This window comes from Asticcacaulis sp. W401b, from assembly GCF_046503825.1.
Taxonomy (GTDB): Bacteria; Pseudomonadota; Alphaproteobacteria; order Caulobacterales; family Caulobacteraceae; genus Asticcacaulis.
This window is the reverse complement of sequence record NZ_JBKFEE010000012.1, coordinates 53,669-72,010: the sequence shown is the minus strand read 5'-3', so window position 1 is coordinate 72,010 and position 18,342 is coordinate 53,669. Positions and strand designations below refer to the sequence as shown.

The window sequence follows — 18,342 nt, the reverse complement described above, 5'->3', positions numbered from 1 at the left end:
GTTCTATAATGCCGCGACATCATTGCGCCCGGTCGATATGGATCGCGCGTGATTGACCAAAGGACAAAGATCGATCGGAAATACTGCTCTTTGTGGCGCGCAGTCTGAAAGGCGTTTTGATACCTTCGCCGTCTGACCCGTCAGGGCCTTGAGGTCATCCGAAAGCATCTGCGCCGCCAGAGACACGGTTTCGTTCTTGTCGTGGACGATGCTGAGCGGCTGCGTGCCGTCAAACAGGGTGGTGTCCGCCGCCGAGGCCGCGCCCGAACAGGCCAGTAGCAGGGTCGAAAAAAGCCAGACTCGTGACATGGGATTTCCTCTGTTTAATTCGTCTTTTCGGTGGCCGTCAGGCGGAAGCGATAGCTGACCGGTTGAAGCGGGATGCGGTATTTAACCAGCGGGCGTCCAATACTGTTCCAGCCGGTATCGCCGCCGACACCCGCCTGAGCGATATCGACCAGCAGCGACCCGTCACCACGCGGCGCAATATCTGAGGACTTCCACGTGCCTTGCGGGCGCATATAGAGGTCCTCATAGGGGAACGGCAGGGCATTGACCGACAGGGGCTGCGCCCCACTGACGCGGACACCAAAGCCCGACGCATCAGACAGGCTCAGCCAGCGCACATCGGTCTTGTTGCCCGATTCCTGCGGGCGGGCATAGTCGTGATACTGCGCCCGCACGGACCCGCTATAAAGCCCCAGCGCCGCGCCCGTCTTGCGATCGGCATAGCTTTCCCACGGCCCGCGCCCGTACCAGTTCAGCCCGTCCAGTGCCGCATCAAAATCAAAGCGCAGACCGACGCGCAGCGGGTCAGGCAGATCGTCTTTTAACGGCACAAAGTCAGCGGTGACATCGACCTGACCGTCGGCAGCCATCTGATAGGTGATGTCAAAGCGCCCGCCGCCTTCACCTAGCGCATAGCGCACCTTGATGCGGTCGGGGCCGCTGTCGATACCCAGCAGACGCCTTGTGGTGGAATAGTGCTTCCAGTCGGCGTGACTTTTGGCGAGGCCGATGCCGACATCATTATCGGTAAGGCCGCGCCAGAAGTTGGGCGTCCCGCCGCTGAGAAGGCGGCGCCCCCCCTGTTCGTAACGCATCTGGCCCGTGCGCAGGTCTACCGTCAACTGACGGGCGGCGGCCTTGAGCGACAGAGCCTCGTTGGTGCGCGACAACTGAACGCCGCCCTCTTTCAGGGACAATAGGGGCGTGGCCGGACGCAGGATAAACTGGCCAAAGGCGAGCTCGGTACCGCCCGGCACGCCTTTGATCGCGCCTTCACGTGAAACCGCGCGCAGGCTCAGGATGGCTTCGCCGTCGGCGGGCAGGTCAGGCAGGTTCAGAGTCAGTGGCTTCGTTTCACCGGCCTTGACCACAGGTGTCGGCAGCGTGCCGCTGGCCTGAACACGACCGTCCAGCGCCAGTTCCCAGCGCAGCTCATAACCCGATAAATCTATGAAATCGTGCCGGTTCTGAACAGAAACCGTGCCAGCCGCGTCGCGGCTGAAAACAAGCGGGGCCTGAACGTGGCGCAACTCGTAGTATTCGGGGTCCGGGTCACGGTCGGCCTTGACCACACCGTCGCCAATGACACTGTTGTCACCGTGTTTGGGGTTGAGGTCAAAGCCTGAGGCCCAATAGGTGCGACCCTTGGCGTCTTTGGCATAGACGTACTGATCGACCCAGTCCCAGACAAAGCCCCCCTGAAGCTTTTTGTGCGCGCGGATCGTCTCCCAGTAGTCGGCGAAGTTGCCCAGACTGTTGCCCATGGCATGAGCATACTCCGTCTGGATCATCGGCTGGGTGAATTGTGGGTCTTCGGCATAATCACGCATCCGGTCGATATCGTCGTACATCGGCGCGTAGATATCGACATAGGCATTGGGCCTGTGCTCCTCGGTCAGGGCGCTGTAGCCGAGGAAGGAGATCAGGCGCGTCGGATCCCTCTGGCGCACCCATTTCGCCGCAGCCTCGAAATTGGGGCCAACCCCCGTCTCATTGCCGAGCGACCAGAAGATGATCGAGGGGTGGTTCTTGTCACGCTCAACCATGCGGCCCACACGATCGAGATGAGCGGCGGCCCAGTGAGGTTTGTAGCCCAGTTGCACGCTGACATCGCCGGTGTCGCGGCCCAGCGTCATATATTCATGGCTCTCGATATTGGCCTCATCCATGATGTAGAGGCCGTATTCGTCGGCGAGGTCGTAGAGGTAGGGATCATTGGGATAGTGCGAGGTGCGCAGCGCGTTGACGTTCGCCTGCTTCATCATCTCGACATCCTTGCGCATCAGCTCCGGCGTCATGACGCGGTAGGTCTTCGGGTCGTGCTCGTGGCGATTGACGCCCTTGATCAGGATGCGTTTGCCATTGACCTGCACCTCGCCATTGCGGATTTCCACCGTGCGAAAACCGATCTTCTTCGAGGTGGCCGAAATCAGATTGCCCTTGGCGTCGGTGACCTCGATCACCAGCCGGTAGAGGTTGGGCGTTTCCGCCGTCCACGCCTTGACGCCCTTGAGCGTGCCGCTCAGTTGCGCCGGCTTGCCGACACTGGCCTTGCCTGAGGTTTTCAGCACCTGCGTCTCGCCGTCATAGACGGTGGCGGTCACCGTGGCCGCACCCTTCTGACCGGCCAGTTCGGCCTCCAGCGCAAAGACGCCGTCCGTATAGGTCTTGTCGAGCGTGGCGCGCACGGTGAAATCGCGCAGGCGCGTCTTCGGTTCGGCGTAGAGATAGACCGAGCGCTCGATGCCCGACAGCCGCCAGAAGTCCTGATCCTCCAGATAGGAGCCGTCGGCGTAGCGGTAGATTTCCAGCGCGATCTCGTTCTGACCGGGCTTGAGGAATTTCGTCACATTGAATTCGGACGGCAGCTTGGAATCTTCCGAATAGCCGACCTTCTCGCCATTGACCCAGATGTAGTAGGCCGCGCCCGCCGCCCCGATATGCAGAAACACATCCTGCCCGGCCCAGTCGGCCGAAACGTCGAAGCTGCGTTTGTAAGACCCCACCTCGATCATATCGTGCGGGATGAAGGGCTCATTGGCCGGGAAGGGGTATTTGATATTCCAGAATTCGGGCAGGCCGAACTTGCCGTCGCCCTGCGCCTGAATCATGCCGGGGACCTGAATTTTGTCCCAGCCGCTGAGGTTCGCACCGGTCTTATAGAAGTCCTTGGGGCGGTTATCGACGCCTTTGGAGAATTTGAAATCCCAGGTGCCATCCAGCGACAGGAAGCGCTTTGAGGCAGCCTTGTCGCCCTTCAGCGCCAGATCACGGCTCTCGAAATTGAAGAACGTCGCCTTCATCGGCTCGCGGTTCACCGCCACCACCTCAGGCTGCTCCCATTCCGCCGCCCCCTGCGGTGGGGGCGTTTGTGCAAACGATGGCACAGGCGCAAGCATCGCCAGCCCGGTGAGAACCGAGGCCAGCGCGTAAGGACGATAAGACATGGTGTTTCCCGTGGTTGAGACGCCGCAAGACGCCTGAAAGCCAATTACTGAACGCAGGTTTGGGGTGGCCCTGCAATGAATTCGATCTCGGCCACCTGTGCCTTTGCCTTTCCGGCCATGTGCAGCCGATAGCGGGTATAGGCAGCGGTTTTGAGGTCAAACACGCGCGTCATGTGCGGACGGTCAAAGACCTCCCCCTTGCGGCGGTCCAGTTCGCGCCAGCGCTTCCCGTCCCAGCCCTCCAGTCGCCACGCCGAAAGCATCGGCCCCTCTGCGCCAACGCTAAGGCTGTAGGCTTTGAGGCAAACCGGTCCGGATCGCTCAAACGTCGCGCTGCGTCCGGGCGCCGCAGCCCAGCTCGTCGAGGTCTTGCCATCCGCAAGCGCAGGCACCGAGGCCTTAACCCCCACGACCGCCCCGTCATAGACCCACTGACCGGCTGTGTCGCTCATGGTGAAGGCGAGCTGCCCGCCACCCCGGATTTGCGCCTGAGTCACATAGGGCGTCTCAAGCGGCTGACCATTCAGCGTCACCGCGGCGATATAGGGCCGGTCCGCCCCGGCATTTGTGGCGGTGATCTCGAAGGCCTTACCATTCTCAAGATGCAGGACACTGCGCGCATGACGCGGCCCGTGCAGATAGTAGCGGTCGGTCGTCAGCTTCGGAAATAGACCCAGACGGTTGAAGACGTAGTTGGAACTCATCGCGCCGGCGTCTTCATCGCCGGGATAGACCGTATCGGTAAAGTATTTGAAGGTATCGCGCGCCCAGTAGGACGACTGATCGGCGCGCCCGATAGCGTGGAACAGCCACGGCGTCGAAAAGGACGGCTCATTGGTAATGTCGATCAGATGCGCGCTCAGGGCATATTGCAGGCGCTCGTTAAAGCGCACGCGGCCGCCCATCGCCTCGATCAGGCCATCGAGATCATGCAACACGCCGTAAGAATAGATCCATGCCGTGCCTTCGTAATAGCCGACATTGTTGTGCACCTTACCGTCCCAGCCCAGCTTGGGGTCGATGTCCTGAAACGTGCCGTTCGGATAGCGCGGCATCAGGAAGCCACTGAACCCGTCGCTCTGCGTGGCCGGGTTCCAGATTTTTTTCCAGTTGGCTGAGCGCTTGAGGAGCGTCTGCGCTTCTTCCGTGTGGCCGGTCTTTTGCGCCATCTGCGCCGCATAGTAGTCATTCAGGGCAAAGCCCAGCGTAGATGAGCCGGATTTTGCGCGCTGATTGTTCGGTTCGGGGCTGAGATCGCCTACCCCGAAATAGCCGTCGGTGAGATAGCGCGGACGGCGGCGCTCAAAAGCATTGAAATGCGTGACGCGCCAGGCCTGCGACCAGTCCACGCCGTCTGCGCCGCGGATAAGCGCCTCACCCAGCACGTTATCCACCTCATCGCCACCCTGGCCCACATGGTAGTTTTGGCCACCGATGATGGCCGTATCCGCCGCCCCGAATTTATCAAACGTATGGATGAGGCTGTTGAGGTTGGAGGTGTAATCCTTAGGCGAAATCAAAGACATCAGCGGGAGCAGGGTGCGGTAGGTGTCCCACAGTGTATAGTGATCGTCCCAGTTGGGCCGATTGAGTTGGGCCTTGGGCTGATCCAGCGAGCGGTCGCGCGGCTGAATGGAGGCGTGATAAAGGGCGGTATAAAAGCGCCGCGTCTGGGCCTCGGTCAGGCCTGAGACTTCGATCTTGGACAGTTGCGCATTCCACGCCACCTGCGTTTGTTGCCGCACAGCATCGAAGTCCCAATTCGGAATCTCCTGATCAAGAAGCGCCTCAGCGGTTTCCGCGCTAGTGAAGGAGACGGCCAGCTTGACCATTACCGGCTTTGACGGGTCGCCCTTGAAAGTCAGCCAGGCCCCCAGCCGCTGATCGGGGCCTGTCCGGCCCGCGCTCGCCCCCGGTTTCGCCGTCGCTTTGTCGAAAATGCCCCAGCGCGTGGCCTTTTGACTGACTTTGGCAACGAACCAAATGTCGATCAGAGCCGGGTTCCAGTAACCCTTGGCCTTCACATGACCGACCACCTTGCCGGTTTGCGGATCATAGGTCACCTCGGCCGCTTCGGAGGCGACCAAACCGCCGACCTTGCGCGTCACATCGATAACCAGCTGGGCCTCATCGGTTTGTGGATAGGTCAGACGATAGAGAGCCGAATAGTGGGCGGGGGTAACTTCGACCCGCGTCTTATATCGCGTCAGATCGACCGCATAGTAATCCGCCGCCATCTCAACATTGGCCTTGTCCGAGAGATGGTCGGGCTCATTGAACAGGGGCGCCCCCACCTGCGGTGACAGCAAAAACGTCCCATAGGTCGTAACGCCGCCTGAGCCCTGCGTATGCAACTGACCAAAGCCGCTGATCTTTTCGGCCGGATTGTAGCCGGAATTATTGGGATTGAGCGTTTCCGGCGAGGGATGGATCGAGCCATTCGGACGCGCCGGGCCAGGGATGGTGTCGCCCTCATTGTCATTGCCAAGGCCGATACGCAGATCAGGCAGGGTATAGAGTGCCGTCTGGCCAATAGCCGCAAATGGCGGGCAGATTAGGACGGAGGCCAGTAAGAGGGCACGGGTCGATCGGGTCATGCGGTCCTTCCTGATATATTTATCGCGACTTACCCCCGTCCGAAGCCCAACCGTGAGCCTGAGGTGGCAGGCCTGCAGTGGCTTATCGCAAAGGGAGCTTACGCGTCGAATCGCGAAACGCTAAGTAGTTCGATCCAATTCTGTGGACATCTATCTCAATAAAAAAAAGGCGGGCTAACGGGAAGCGCTAGCCCGCCCAGTCGGGGGTGAAGTGGCATACTTAAGGGAGGGGCTTCAAGTACGCGGTACTTCAGTCATCGGGTAGCCAAATGCCACAAGGCCGCCCAATTTGAGAGGTGGTTAACCCGAAGAAAGGTGGGGGAGCCAGCAACGTAGCCCGCCCAGCGGTGGGATAACTTTAGAAGGTCGCACGCGCTGTGAGCGTGATCGTGCGGCCGTCATAGTCAATCCAGCGAACAAAGCGCTCGTCGTTTTCGTACTCGTAGCGCATTTCGTCGGTGACGTTGTAGGCATCAAGGGAGATGCTGAACCGGTCGGTCACGTTGTACGAAGCCGACAGGTCAAGCTGCCCACGTTCCTTCACCGAACGTGCAGCGCCCGTATAGGTGCCGTTCGCGTTCAGAGGATAATCGGTGCGATAGTTATAGATCGCGCGAATACCGTATTTGGGCGTCTCATAGAAAACGATGGCGTTCATCGCGTGCTTGGAAATACCCGGGAAGGGTGCGATAGCGGGGCTCTTAGAGTCTGTGTAGGCGTAGTTGAAGCTTCCCCCAAAGTTCTTCCAGAAGCCCGGCAGGAAGTCGAGGTTCTGCTGGATGTTGAACTCAAGGCCCTCAACCGTCGTATCGCTGTCGAGGTTGTAGGCACCCGACGAGTTTACGTGCACGACCTTAGCGGCCGAGGACAGGCTGGTCGCCGTGCAGTACTGGCCGTCCCAAGAGAGAGGTCCAAAACCCCAGGTCGAGCCATCCGCCGGGCAAAGGATCGCCGGGTCCGAGGTGCCGACGACCCGACCGGTGATAACCTTCTTGAAGTAGGCAAGCGAGATCACGCCGCCGGGGCGGTTATACCATTCCAGCGACAGGTCATACGAATCGGCTAGGTATGGCTTCAGCTTGTTGTTGCCGATGCGCACACTCACGTCATAGACGCTCGTGGTGGGCGTGGACAGGGTGGCGTTAAGTACTTGTGACGGCGTAATACGCGTTACAGGCGAATACTGTCTCGGCTGCGGACGTACATAGGTCTTGTAGTAGGCCCCGCGCAGGATCAGATCATCACGCAGCTCGGCGGCGAAGATGGCCGAAGGCAGCCAGAAGTCGTAGCTGTTCTCGATTTGCTGCCACTTGAAGTTCGCCAACGATCCGACCGAGTTTGTGAACGGCGTGATAACATCGTACGAGTCGATGGTGTTTTCCGTAGATTCGTAGCGAGTACCAAAGTTCCCGTGAACACGGCGACCGAGGATTTCAGTGTCGTATTTGAATTGGATATATGCCTGGCTGACCGTGTTTTCGGTGTTATAGTTGTAGTCAGCAAAGGCACCGTCAGCATATTGAATGTTGAAGCCAGCCGTCGTCAGCCCGCCGCCCGAAGGCGTATAGGGCGTAACCGGCTTCACTGCGGAAATAAAACGTTCCGCGTCGAACGTGATCCAGTTGCGAGTGATGTTCGCCTTCCCACCCATGAAGTCATCGACGAAGGACGGGGTATAGACCATGTCGGCAGTGATGTTCTGCATTTGCAGACCATAGCCCATATTCCGGAAGCCACGCGATTTGAAGCTGTTTTTCAGCAACATCACGCCGCCTTTGACGCTGGTGACCGGACCAAACTTTACAAAACGCTCGACATTGACCTGGGCCGAATTGACCGTTTCCTCAGCCAGCGACTCCGACCCCGACAGGCTGAAGTAGTAGACACCGCCCGGCTGAAGATAACCGGCGGGATCAGACGCGTTGGCGTTAATGGCGTTCGAAGCGCCCTGCCAAACCCACCCTGTGGTGAACAGACGGTTGGCCGGTGTTGGGGTTACGGTGTAGTTGAAACGATCAATATCACCAAAGCCCGTGGTGATGGTCCCGCTTACGCCATTGGTCCCACCCGTAACGGAATTGGTCTGGAGGTTAAGCTCGGTTTCAATCGACGAGTTTTCACCCTTTGATAGGGCCAAGACACCATCAATCTTCCACGTTTCGTCTGACCACTCTGCGTTGGCGACAACACCGCCCGCCTTTTGGTGCTGACCATACTGACGGGTGGAAATCTTGGCCGGAAAGTTATTGTGGGTTACGGTTTCATAAAGCCAGCGACCGTCTGAGGTCTGAACCGGCGTACCAGAAGGCGTCATTGTACCCGCACCAGACCACACAGCGTTGATCAGGAAGTGCTGGGTCGTCTTCGGTAGGTCGCGATCGGTGTAGTAGCCTACAATACCGAGCTTAGTATTATCATTGGGACGCCACTCTGCGCCACCCGACGCCGTCCAAAGATCACCTTCGTTTGTGCGTGTGTACTGACGGATAGCATCCAGCGCATAGACGCCGGTATTGCCTTTCGAACCCGTGGTCGCCGTGTTGAAGTTTTGGCCAGTCGTGGCCCCGACAGCGTCATTCAGCGTGCGACAGAACGAACCCGAAGACGGGCAGGCCGTCGCCGAATAATAGTCGCCGTACGTGGCAGCGAACTGCGACTGCGTCAACCCGGTCAGGCTTGGCGTCAGGCGGCTGTAGCCGTTAAAGCGCAGTGTATCGCGACGGAAGTTTTCTTTGCGATAAGCCACGGTGCCAAAAACCGCGAGGTTTTCTGCCAAGCGCTTGTTGTAGCCAACCGTGAAAGCCGGCGCTGTCGTGCCGCCAACTTCGTTATACTCATACGACGCCTTGAAAAGTCCCCCCTCCTGACGCGAAAGTGCGCCAGCGATCTGCATGTCCACGTTACCCGATAGACCGCCCGAGGGCGCATTGGCCATCGGGGACTTCTGAATCACGAAAGCCGAGAAGATGTCAGAGTTGAACGCACCCAAGGGCGTGCCCTGATCATTCGCTAACGACGGCGGAGAAGCAAAGGCGATACCATTGATCGTCGTTTGCGCATAGGAGCCCGGCATGCCGCGGACATTAATCGTCGCATTACGTCCTTCGGCTTCCCGGTTGATCTGTACGCCAGGAACACGTTGCAAGGCTTCACCGACGTTCAGATCCGGAAAGCGACCCAGGCCATCAGAAGCAATACCGTCAGAAATTTCGATGTTGTTCCGCTTCGCACGGACCGCATCCATGTAGCTTTTCTTGAAGCCGGTAACGACGACGGTTTCCACCGAAGCCGCATCGCTTGCCGCTTCTTGAGCCAAAACACCGACCGGGAACCCACCGATAATTGTGGCGCCGAGCAGCGCTGCTTTCCAGTTAGATTTTCTTTGAGTATTTAAAAGGTGCACGATGGGTTCCTTTCCCTGACCGCTCGGCTCTTGAGTCCGTTTGTTTCTCCGGCCAAATATATTGGCCAGACCATTGGCCTAGCATATGGTCTGGCCACACGTCAATTTTCCGCGGCGAAGTATGTTTCAATTTTAGATATTGAAGCAGAAAAGACACAGACGTCTGGCAACGCGTTGTTTTTGAGATGTTTTTTATTATTAAAATTGAAATATTTATTTTTGAATTATAAAAGTTCAGTTGCGAATTTGGCGGCGCGATCCAACCCGCGTATCTTTTTGGTAATACCAATAATCAGTCTGGTATTAAAACGGAAATGTACGGCGCGCGGTTAGCGATCGTGTCAATCGGCGCTTCCGGACAACACCGTAACGGCAGGTCAGGCAGATCGGGAATCCGAGGTCGAAAAGCTTCACGCGAAGATCAGTCAGTTGTTGGTGGAGCGAGATTTTTTGCGCAAAGCTTCCGGTCGCTAAGTGCCGGGCGGAGGCGACAGATGATCGATCCGAAACATCCGGCCCTGTCGGTGAAACACCAATGCCAGTTGGTCTCGATAAGCCGCTCGTGTTTCTACGGCGGCCGACAGGGCGAGAGCGTTTTGAACCTCACCTTAATGCGGCTCATTGACCAGCTGTCCGTGAAAACGGGACTAGCTCTATCTTTTTTCCGAAAGCAACATACCTCGAACTCGTGACTCTCAACCTTTTGCGTCTATCGCACGGGTTTCGGCAAAACGCACCACTGGCCCTAAACGACGCAACGGCTATGGCGTGTTCGAAGACCGGTCCGGCAAGGTGGTCCGCACCATTTCCGTGGTCGCGCAGAGGATGGCTTTCCGAGCATCACCTTGAGGACTTCCTATATGACGCCGATCGTCGCCTTGTCGACTACGTAGAGCGCAATCGACCTCCCAGCGCGCCGTTCCCGACATGCAAACGATTTTATAACGACAGCCAGAAACTGGCCATTGCCGAGACTGAGCAGGCTCACTTAGCTATGCCGATATGTGTTCTGCTTCACGGGTCAGACAAACAAACTAGCTTAGTCGCACCTCTGAATCCCGATTAATGAGGGGTACATCGGTCAGTCTGGCCGCGCGGACCTTTTCCAGTGACACGTCCTTCACCGGCATTTCGGCCTCGGCCTTGATCAGGCACAGGTACTTGGCCTCTTCGACGCGGATATCCGACACGTGCAGCCCTTCGATGGGCGTCAGCCTGCGCACATAGGTCGGTAAAAGCGTGCGCCATTGATAGAGTACGTCTGTTTCAACGGCCAGAACGCTGCCCTGAATCTTCGTGGCGCTGACATTGCGCATGTGGACGTTCTTCACGAAGCCGCCGCGGCGCTCATTGGTTTTGACGTAGAGCAGGTTGTTGATCGGCACGGCCCAGCCGTCCTCACCCTTGCCGTCACCGATGAAGTGGCAGTTATCGACAAAGACGTTTTCGATCCCGCCAGACAGTTCGCTGCCGATGGCCATCAGCTGGTGGCCATTTTTGATCTGGCAATTGCGCATGACGATATTCTTTGCGGGCGTATCGAGCCTCCAGGCGTCCATGTCGCGGCCTGACTTGACCGAAACGGCATCGTCGCCCTGATCGAAGACACAATCTTCGATCAGCACGTTCTGGCTCATTTCCGGATCGACGCCGTCATTATTGTGGCCGTGGGCGCGCACCTTGACGCGACGGATGACCACGTCGCGGCACAGCAGGGGATGGATGGTCCAGAAGGGGCTGTCTTCGATCGAAATATCCTCGATCAGCACATTGCGGCAGCGATTGAACTGCACGAAGTGCGGGCGCAGGTGGTTCTCACCGGCAACCATCTGACGGTCTTTCACCGGCACGTTCTTGTAGGCCATGTCGTAGAGGGCGACGAGGGCGTCCATGTGCGGCTTGGGGCGGGCGTACCACACCTTCCACACATCCAGCCTGGCCCTGAGCTTGCCTTCGCCGCTAAGAGCGACGTTCTCGCAATCGAAGGCGTAGACCAGCGGCGAATAGTTGAAGCACTCGATCCCTTCCCACGAGGTCTGGACCGGCGGCAGATAGTCTTCGGGCTTTTCCGAAAACAGCAGGGTCGCGCCCTTGGACAGGTGCAGATTGACGTTACTTTTCAGATGGACCTTGCCGGTGGGCCAGACGCCTTCCGGGACGACGACCACGCCGGAACCGGCCCGATGCGCGGCATCGATAGCCTTGCCAATAGCGGCGGAGGTGGCGGCCTGATCGCCTTGCGATGCGCTGAAGTCGGTGATCGGGAAGCGTTTGGCCTTGGAAAAATCAGGCACGCGGATCGACGGCATGTCGAACGGCGCGCTGGCCGAGACCTGGGTGTGGCTCAGGCCGGATGCGGCGTGGGCATAGCTTGCAAACAGCGGCACGGCAAAGCCAGCATAGAGGACGCAGCGGCGTGACGCAAAAATAGGAGTCATGGTATTGTCCTCAATTTCATTAAAAAAACTACCGAAGAGCGACCGCGGAAACTGATCGTGTCCCGTGACGTGGTGTAACTGAGCGCCAGGCATCAGTGGTTTCCGGATAGGTCCGGATTTTCGTCAGCTTGCCACGGCTGGCATGCTGAGAACTGGATCATCGCTGAGTTGTGCGATGGTTTCAAGGGTGATGTAGCGGCCGCGTTGAACCGTCCACTCGTCGTTCTGCTCCAGCAGGATAGCCCCAACGAGGCGGATAATGGCATCGTCGTTCGGGAAGATGCCCACGACATCGCAACGGCGTTTGATTTCGCCATTGAGCCGCTCAATCGGGTTTGTGCTGTGAAGCTTGATGCGGTGCTCTTTAGGGAAGGTCATGTAGGCCAGGACGTCATGCTCAGCCTCGTCCATGACGGACGTATATCCCCGGTCATCCGTGGCGACATAGGCAACGGTTGCAGAATTAACTGAATGGTGGTTACGCCCGGTCAGCAGCGCCGCGCGGGATGGCGAACACATCGCCGTGGTGTGGAACTGATTATAGCGAAGACCATGTGCGGCCAATTCGTCAAAGGCGGGCGTCGGCACCGGACCGCCGAAGGTACTCGGCGTTCCAAACCCTACATCGTCTGTCATGATGAGGAGGACATTCGGTGCCCCGGCAGGCGCGCGGGTCTCTGCGGGAAAATGTTTCCAGCCTGCTGGGGTTGAATTCGGCCTTTGGGTTTGAGCGGTAGCTGCAGAAAGGCCCATCACTGCTGCAATGAACCCACTGATCAGGAGGCGTCGTTTGAGTTTCATTCCGAGTTGCTAGCCCCTTTTGTTGTCTTTGCGACGGCCGCTCGGTCGACGGCCATTTCTTTCTCACTGTCACACCGATGCGAGTACGTCTTTGCGCCCCACGCTATAATTTTTGATCAGGCCGCTAACTCATAACGGGGAGCAATAGTTAGGGGAATTCACCAACGACAGACCATATTCGTGAGCAGACACAATCATAATTGATCGCGTTCGACAACATGTGGTAATTGTCCGACATAAAATAGGGAGACGAGAATGGATCGTCGCGATATTCTAAAACTGGCCGGGGTCGGCGCGCTGATTCCCGCGGGTGCGGCTTCGGCGGCATCAGAGCCGACGACACTTGCGGCCGGTCAGTTCAAGCTGGTCTACGATTCGGCTACGGGCGCGCTGCGCGACCTCATCCACCCGACCGATCCGAGCGCAATGAGTTGGATCAGTTCACCCCGTAATGCGCCCTGGCAGTCACGCGGGCTGGGTTGGGGCCTGGGCTATGCCGATGTCGGAAAAACGGCCCTGCACCGGGGACGCTGGGATGAACCGTCCACGCTCAAGCTGACGAAGGATGGCATGATGGTGAGCTATGTCACCGGCGCGCTCAAAGTCGATGTGGCCCGAAAGATCGTCGGCGAAACCCTGACCGAACGCTACAGCTTCACCAATACCGGCGAGGACACCTTGCCGATGAGCGATAAAAGCGGTGCCGGCCTGGTCATCTGCGCGCCGTTCAACGACCACTACACCAATGCCAGGGATCTCCTGGAGCATCGTTGCCACACGCATCTGTGGACTGGGGGAAGCTCGGCCTGGATTGCGACCCTGCGCATGGGTGGCCGGGGGCCGCATCTCGGCCTCGTCGTCGCCGAAGGCGGACTGTCCGGCTATTCGATTACCGGTCGGGATACAATCACCTCGTCGAACACGCGCGGGACCTTCCTGCTGCACCCATCCTTGAGAGACCTGAAACCTGGTGAGACCCGAACGGTAGCGTGGACGCTGTTCTGGCACGACGGATGGGAAGACTTTTTCACGAAGGCAGCCCGCCATTCCCAGCAGTTCGTCCGTATCGAAAGTTCGCGCCACACGCTCTTCCCGGGTGAACGCGCAGACATTCGCGTCAGCGCCAGCTCGGTACCAACGCTGGATAAGGTCTTGCTTACGCCGACTGCCGGCGCGTTCACCGGCACCTTTACCGCCAGCCAAGCAGGGGAGCAGACGCTGCGTTTGAAAACAGCGAGCGGGGGCGAGACGCGACTGGTGTTAAACGTCGCCCCGCCTCTGTCCGACCTTATGGCCGCGCGCGCGAGGTTTATCGTCAACCACCAGCAGTACACAGAAGCCAACGACGCCCGAAGCGGTGCTTTCGTGCTCTATGACAATCAACTGAAGTCGCAAGTCACCACGGACCCGTTCTCCGATCGAAACGAAGCGCGCGAACGCTTGGGCATGGGTGTCTTCCTAGCCCGTTGGCTGCGGCAGGAGAGAGTGAAGGACGCGAAGGTGCTGGAAGCCCTTGAACGCTACAGCGCCTTTGTCAAAACCAAGCTCCAGCGCCCCGACGGTTTTGTCTTCAACTCCGTCATCAACCAATCCGTCCGCCTCTACAACTGGCCCTGGGCTGCGCAGTTGCATCTGGAAATGGCTCGACTCCTGGGGCGCACCGAGGACTACGACTGGTTCGTCAAAACCATGGAGAGCTATTACGCCAACGGCGGTGACAGCTTCTACGCTATAGGTCTTCCGATCTACGAGGGCCTGACAGCACTGAAAGCGGCCAACCGCATGGCCGACTATGGCAAGCTGCTGAACCTCGTTCTTGGCCATGGTCGCAAACTCGCGGCGCAGGGCACGAACTATCCGGAGTCTGAGGTCAATTACGAGCAGTCAATCGTCGGCCCGGCCGCTCAGATTCTGCTCGAACTACATCGTGTCACCGGCGACAAACAGTGGCTGGAAGCGGCCAAGCCGCATGTGGCGCTTCTGGAGCTGTTCAACGGACGCCAGCCCGATCATCACCTGAATGAGATCGCCATTCGCCATTGGGATGGTTATTGGTTCGGCAAGTCCCGCATGTTCGGCGATACCTTCCCACATTACTGGAGCGGCGTGACGGGCATCGTCTTCCACCACTATGCAAAGGCGACGGGGAATCAGGCCTATGCGCGCCGGGCAGATGAAGTGCTCCGAAACAATCTTAGCCTGTTTACCGCCGACGGCCACGGCTCCGCCGCGTATCTTTACCCGGTCACGGTCAACGGCCAGACCGGGCGCTTCTACGATGCCTACGCGAACGATCAGGATTGGGCACTGGTACACCTTCTGCAGGTTCGTGATGATGGGTGAAAACACCCTCACCCAGCGATTTCAATCAGGCCTATTTTTAATCACGATCAAACATCGTTCTGTCAATTTAGATCGGTTTCGCGCAGATATACTCAAATTTTCTCGCGTGCCTCGTTGCGCATTTGAAGAAAACAGTGTAATCTGATCGGTGTTGATCAATCGACCAAACGCGTTCAGCGCGTGCAAAAAAATACGGCCTCAGGCCGAGACATGAACAGGTGAGTCGATCGCAATAAGCGAGCGACTATAAGTGAGGAAAAAATGCCAATCCCTATTAATTCGCTTCGCAAAGCGAAACTACTTCGTACATCCGCGATAATGTGTGTCGCACTTGTGGCTACGGCGCCTGCAGTCGCCCAAGAGGCGACACCGGCGCAGGAACCGATCGAAACCGTTACCGTAACGGGCTTCCGTAGCTCGCTGAAAAGCGCTCTGAACGTCAAGAAGAATAGCGCGGCGACTATCGATTCGATCTTGGCCGAGGATGTGGGTAAGTTTCCGGACTCCAACCTTGCCGAGTCGATGCAACGCATCCCCGGCGTCACCCTGTCGCGCGGCGACGGCGGTGAAGGCCGCAATATTTCGGTGCGGGGCCTTGGGCCACAATATACCCGCGTTCGTCTGAACGGTATGGAAGGCGCGGCGCAGTCCGGCTCCGCCGACATCTATGGCGCCGGCAATAACGGTCGCAGCTTTGACTTCAACATTTTCCCGTCGGAAATCTTCTCGTCTCTGGCGGCGCGTAAGACCGCCTCGGCGGACGTCGAAGAAGGCTCACTGGGGGCGACGGTTGACCTGCGCGCGCCCAAGCCGTTCGACTACAGCAAATCGGAAGTGTTCAGCTTCTCGGCCAAGGGCACCTATAACGAACTGGCCAAAAAGACCGATCCGCGCCTGACGCTGCTTGCTTCCAAAAAGTTCGCTGATGGTACCTTCGGTATCCTCGGCACCCTCACCTATCAGGAAAAGCATACGCGCGAAGTCGGTTACTCCGCCGTGGACATCCTGTCGGCCAACACCAATGGCCTTACGGTCGATGGTGTGGTGCACCCCTTCTGCACACCCATTGGTTACCCAACGACCAGCCCTTCGCCGACGGCTCAGGCCGCCAAAGGGGCGACGGCGACCATGTGTTCCACCAACAACCCACGCACCTCTACGGTGGCCGCTTACAATGCGGTGGCCAATTTACGCCGCGCTGACCTTCCGAATACACCTGGTTCCGGCGCGTTCTTGCCGCGCATTCCGCGTTACGTGAATTCGGAACAGGACACCGAGCGTCTGGCCGGCAGCCTGACCTTCCAGTGGCGCCCCGATGCCAATACGGACGTATCGCTGGACGTGCTCTATTCCAAATTCGATGTCGAACGGCGTGACAACTATATCGCCGGCCTGTCGCTGGCGCGTAACGTCGGCAATAACGGTCAACCGATGGTCTCGGTTAAGGACATGCAGTTCAAATCGAACGGCTCGCTGCTGTACGGCCTGTTTGACGGCATGGACGTGCGCTCCGAAGGTCTGGTCGATGTCTTCACCTCGGAATTCACGCAGGTGAACCTGAACGCGCGTCACCGCATCAACGAACGCTTCGAAGTCACGGGCTTTATTGGCAAATCGACCTCGACCTGGGACGGGCCGATGCGCCTGCAAACCTTCATTGACGCTATCGATGTCGATAACTTCTCCATCGACTATCGCGGTGGTGGCACGACCCCGGTCATCAATTTCGGCATCGATGTTTCCAATCCGGCGAACTTCGCCTACGCCCCCGGACAGTCGGACGGTACAGTCACCGGCGGCTTCTCGGTTCAGGGTAAGCCACAGTGGAACACTACCGACATCACCACCATCAACCTGGATGGCAAATACGACGCGACCGACTCGATCACGGTCAAGTTCGGGGTGCAGTACCGCGAAAACGACTTCAATTCGCGCTCTCTGAACCTCATCCCCACTCAGGTGGCCGTCACCGCCCTGCCCGCCGGCGTCACCCTGGCCAGCCTGACCAAGCAGATCACCGGGGTCAACGATCTGTGGGGCAATGGCGCTCCGGCAAGCTGGGTGGCCATCGACCCGGCCAAATGGCGTGAGGCCTTCAAATTCGATTCCCTGCAATATTGCGGTATCGAATGTGGCGCCCCGCAGTCGCAGATCAAGGAAACGGTCCGCAGCAGCTACATCATGGCCGAATTCAATTCGGACACCTGGCTGCCCGTTCCGGTGCGCGGCGATGTCGGCGTGCGTTCGGTCTATACGAAGCAGTTCGCGGTCGGCCATATCGCCGCCACAGCGCCCGCAGGCTCACAATATCCGACGCGCGGCGTCCGCAATCAGGTCGAGCGCGAATATCACGATATTCTGCCGTCAGCGAACATCGTATTTGAGCTGAAGCCGGACCTGCTGGCGCGTTTCTCGGCCGCCAAGGTGATGACCCGTCCGGAACTGGGGAACCTCACCCCCTCCAGCGGCGTGACCTTCACCACCCGCACGGGGACGATCAACAACCCCTATCTCGAACCGATCCGCGCCACGACCTTTGATGCGGCTCTGGAATGGTACTTCCGCCCCGGCTCTCTGGTGTCGGTCGGCTATTTCCATAAGGACATCAAGACCTTCATTCAGCGCATCAATCAGACCGTTCCCTACAACGAACTGGGTCTGCCGCTGGAGCTGCTGGTGGGCAATGCGTCCGGTGCGTCAGCGACCGACCTGTTCAACGTGGCGCGCTTCGTGAATACACCGGGTGGCCCGTTGAAGGGCATCGAACTGAACCTTCAGGCCGACCTCGACTTCCTGCCGGGCTTCTGGAGTCACTTCGGCGTGCTGGCCAACTACACGCACATTACCTCGGAGATCAATTACGTCCTTAGCAGCTCGCCCACGGGTGTTCCGCTGACGTCAACGACAAACGACCTGACCAACCTGTCGCGTGAATCGGCGTCCGGCACGCTTTATTGGGAAAATGACAAGTTCAGCGTGCGCAGCACGGCCTCTTATCGCGGCAAGTACATCCGAGCCATCCCGGCGTCTGCGGGCAGCGATCTGCAAGGCAATGACGATACCTTGTATGTGGATGCTTCGGCCTCCTACCAGGTCACGGATCGCCTGAAGCTGTCGCTGGAAGCGCAAAACCTGACCGACGAGCAAAACCGCCTCTATATCGACTCCAACCGTCAGGACACGCTGTTTGAAACCCGCATCGGGCGGACGATCACCTTCGGTCTGACGTATAAGTATTAAAGTCCATCTCCCTGCTCCCCAGAGACCCAACTGCCCACTGCGCTTTGCGGTGGGCATTTTTTTGC

8 protein-coding genes are annotated in these 18,342 nt (G+C 58.4%); 2 read left to right on the top strand and 6 right to left on the bottom strand.

Annotated elements, in window-relative coordinates; genetic code table 11:
* Window positions 1-3 precede the first annotated feature (3 nt).
* The 6 genes from ACK8OE_RS17160 to ACK8OE_RS17135 form a co-directional block, all read right to left on the bottom strand.
* Window positions 4-309 carry a hypothetical protein gene (locus ACK8OE_RS17160; RefSeq protein ID WP_410273579.1) on the bottom strand — a complete coding sequence of 102 codons (306 nt, stop codon included), beginning with the start codon at window positions 307-309 and terminating at the stop codon, window positions 4-6.
* A gap of 14 nt (window positions 310-323) precedes the next feature.
* Complete coding sequence (locus ACK8OE_RS17155; RefSeq protein WP_410273578.1) at window positions 324-3,455, bottom strand: glycoside hydrolase family 2 TIM barrel-domain containing protein; 3,132 nt, start codon at window positions 3,453-3,455, stop codon at window positions 324-326.
* A 44-nt stretch (window positions 3,456-3,499) separates the two neighbouring features.
* The gene (locus tag ACK8OE_RS17150) at window positions 3,500-6,052 is read right to left on the bottom strand and encodes a GH92 family glycosyl hydrolase (RefSeq protein WP_410273577.1); all 2,553 of its coding nucleotides are present in this window, start codon (window positions 6,050-6,052) and stop codon (window positions 3,500-3,502) included.
* Window positions 6,053-6,410: 358 nt separating this feature from the next.
* Entirely contained in the window at window positions 6,411-9,455 is a 3,045-nt protein-coding gene (locus tag ACK8OE_RS17145) for a TonB-dependent receptor (RefSeq protein ID WP_410273576.1), read from the bottom strand.
* 1,034 nt (window positions 9,456-10,489) lie between these two features.
* A complete protein-coding gene (locus ACK8OE_RS17140; RefSeq protein WP_410273575.1) occupies window positions 10,490-11,893 on the bottom strand; it encodes a glycoside hydrolase family 28 protein in 1,404 nt (467 codons plus the stop codon).
* A gap of 123 nt (window positions 11,894-12,016) precedes the next feature.
* Entirely contained in the window at window positions 12,017-12,646 is a 630-nt protein-coding gene (locus ACK8OE_RS17135) for a transposase (protein WP_410273591.1), read from the bottom strand.
* A 303-nt stretch (window positions 12,647-12,949) separates the two neighbouring features.
* Here ACK8OE_RS17135 and ACK8OE_RS17130 point away from each other — a divergent pair, with 303 nt between their 5' ends.
* Window positions 12,950-15,037, top strand: a complete 2,088-nt coding sequence (locus tag ACK8OE_RS17130; RefSeq protein WP_410273574.1) for a hypothetical protein — start codon at window positions 12,950-12,952, stop codon at window positions 15,035-15,037.
* A gap of 333 nt (window positions 15,038-15,370) precedes the next feature.
* Window positions 15,371-18,277, top strand: coding sequence for a TonB-dependent receptor (locus ACK8OE_RS17125; protein WP_410273573.1), 2,907 nt, complete (start codon window positions 15,371-15,373; stop codon window positions 18,275-18,277).
* Window positions 18,278-18,342: the final 65 nt, after the last annotated feature.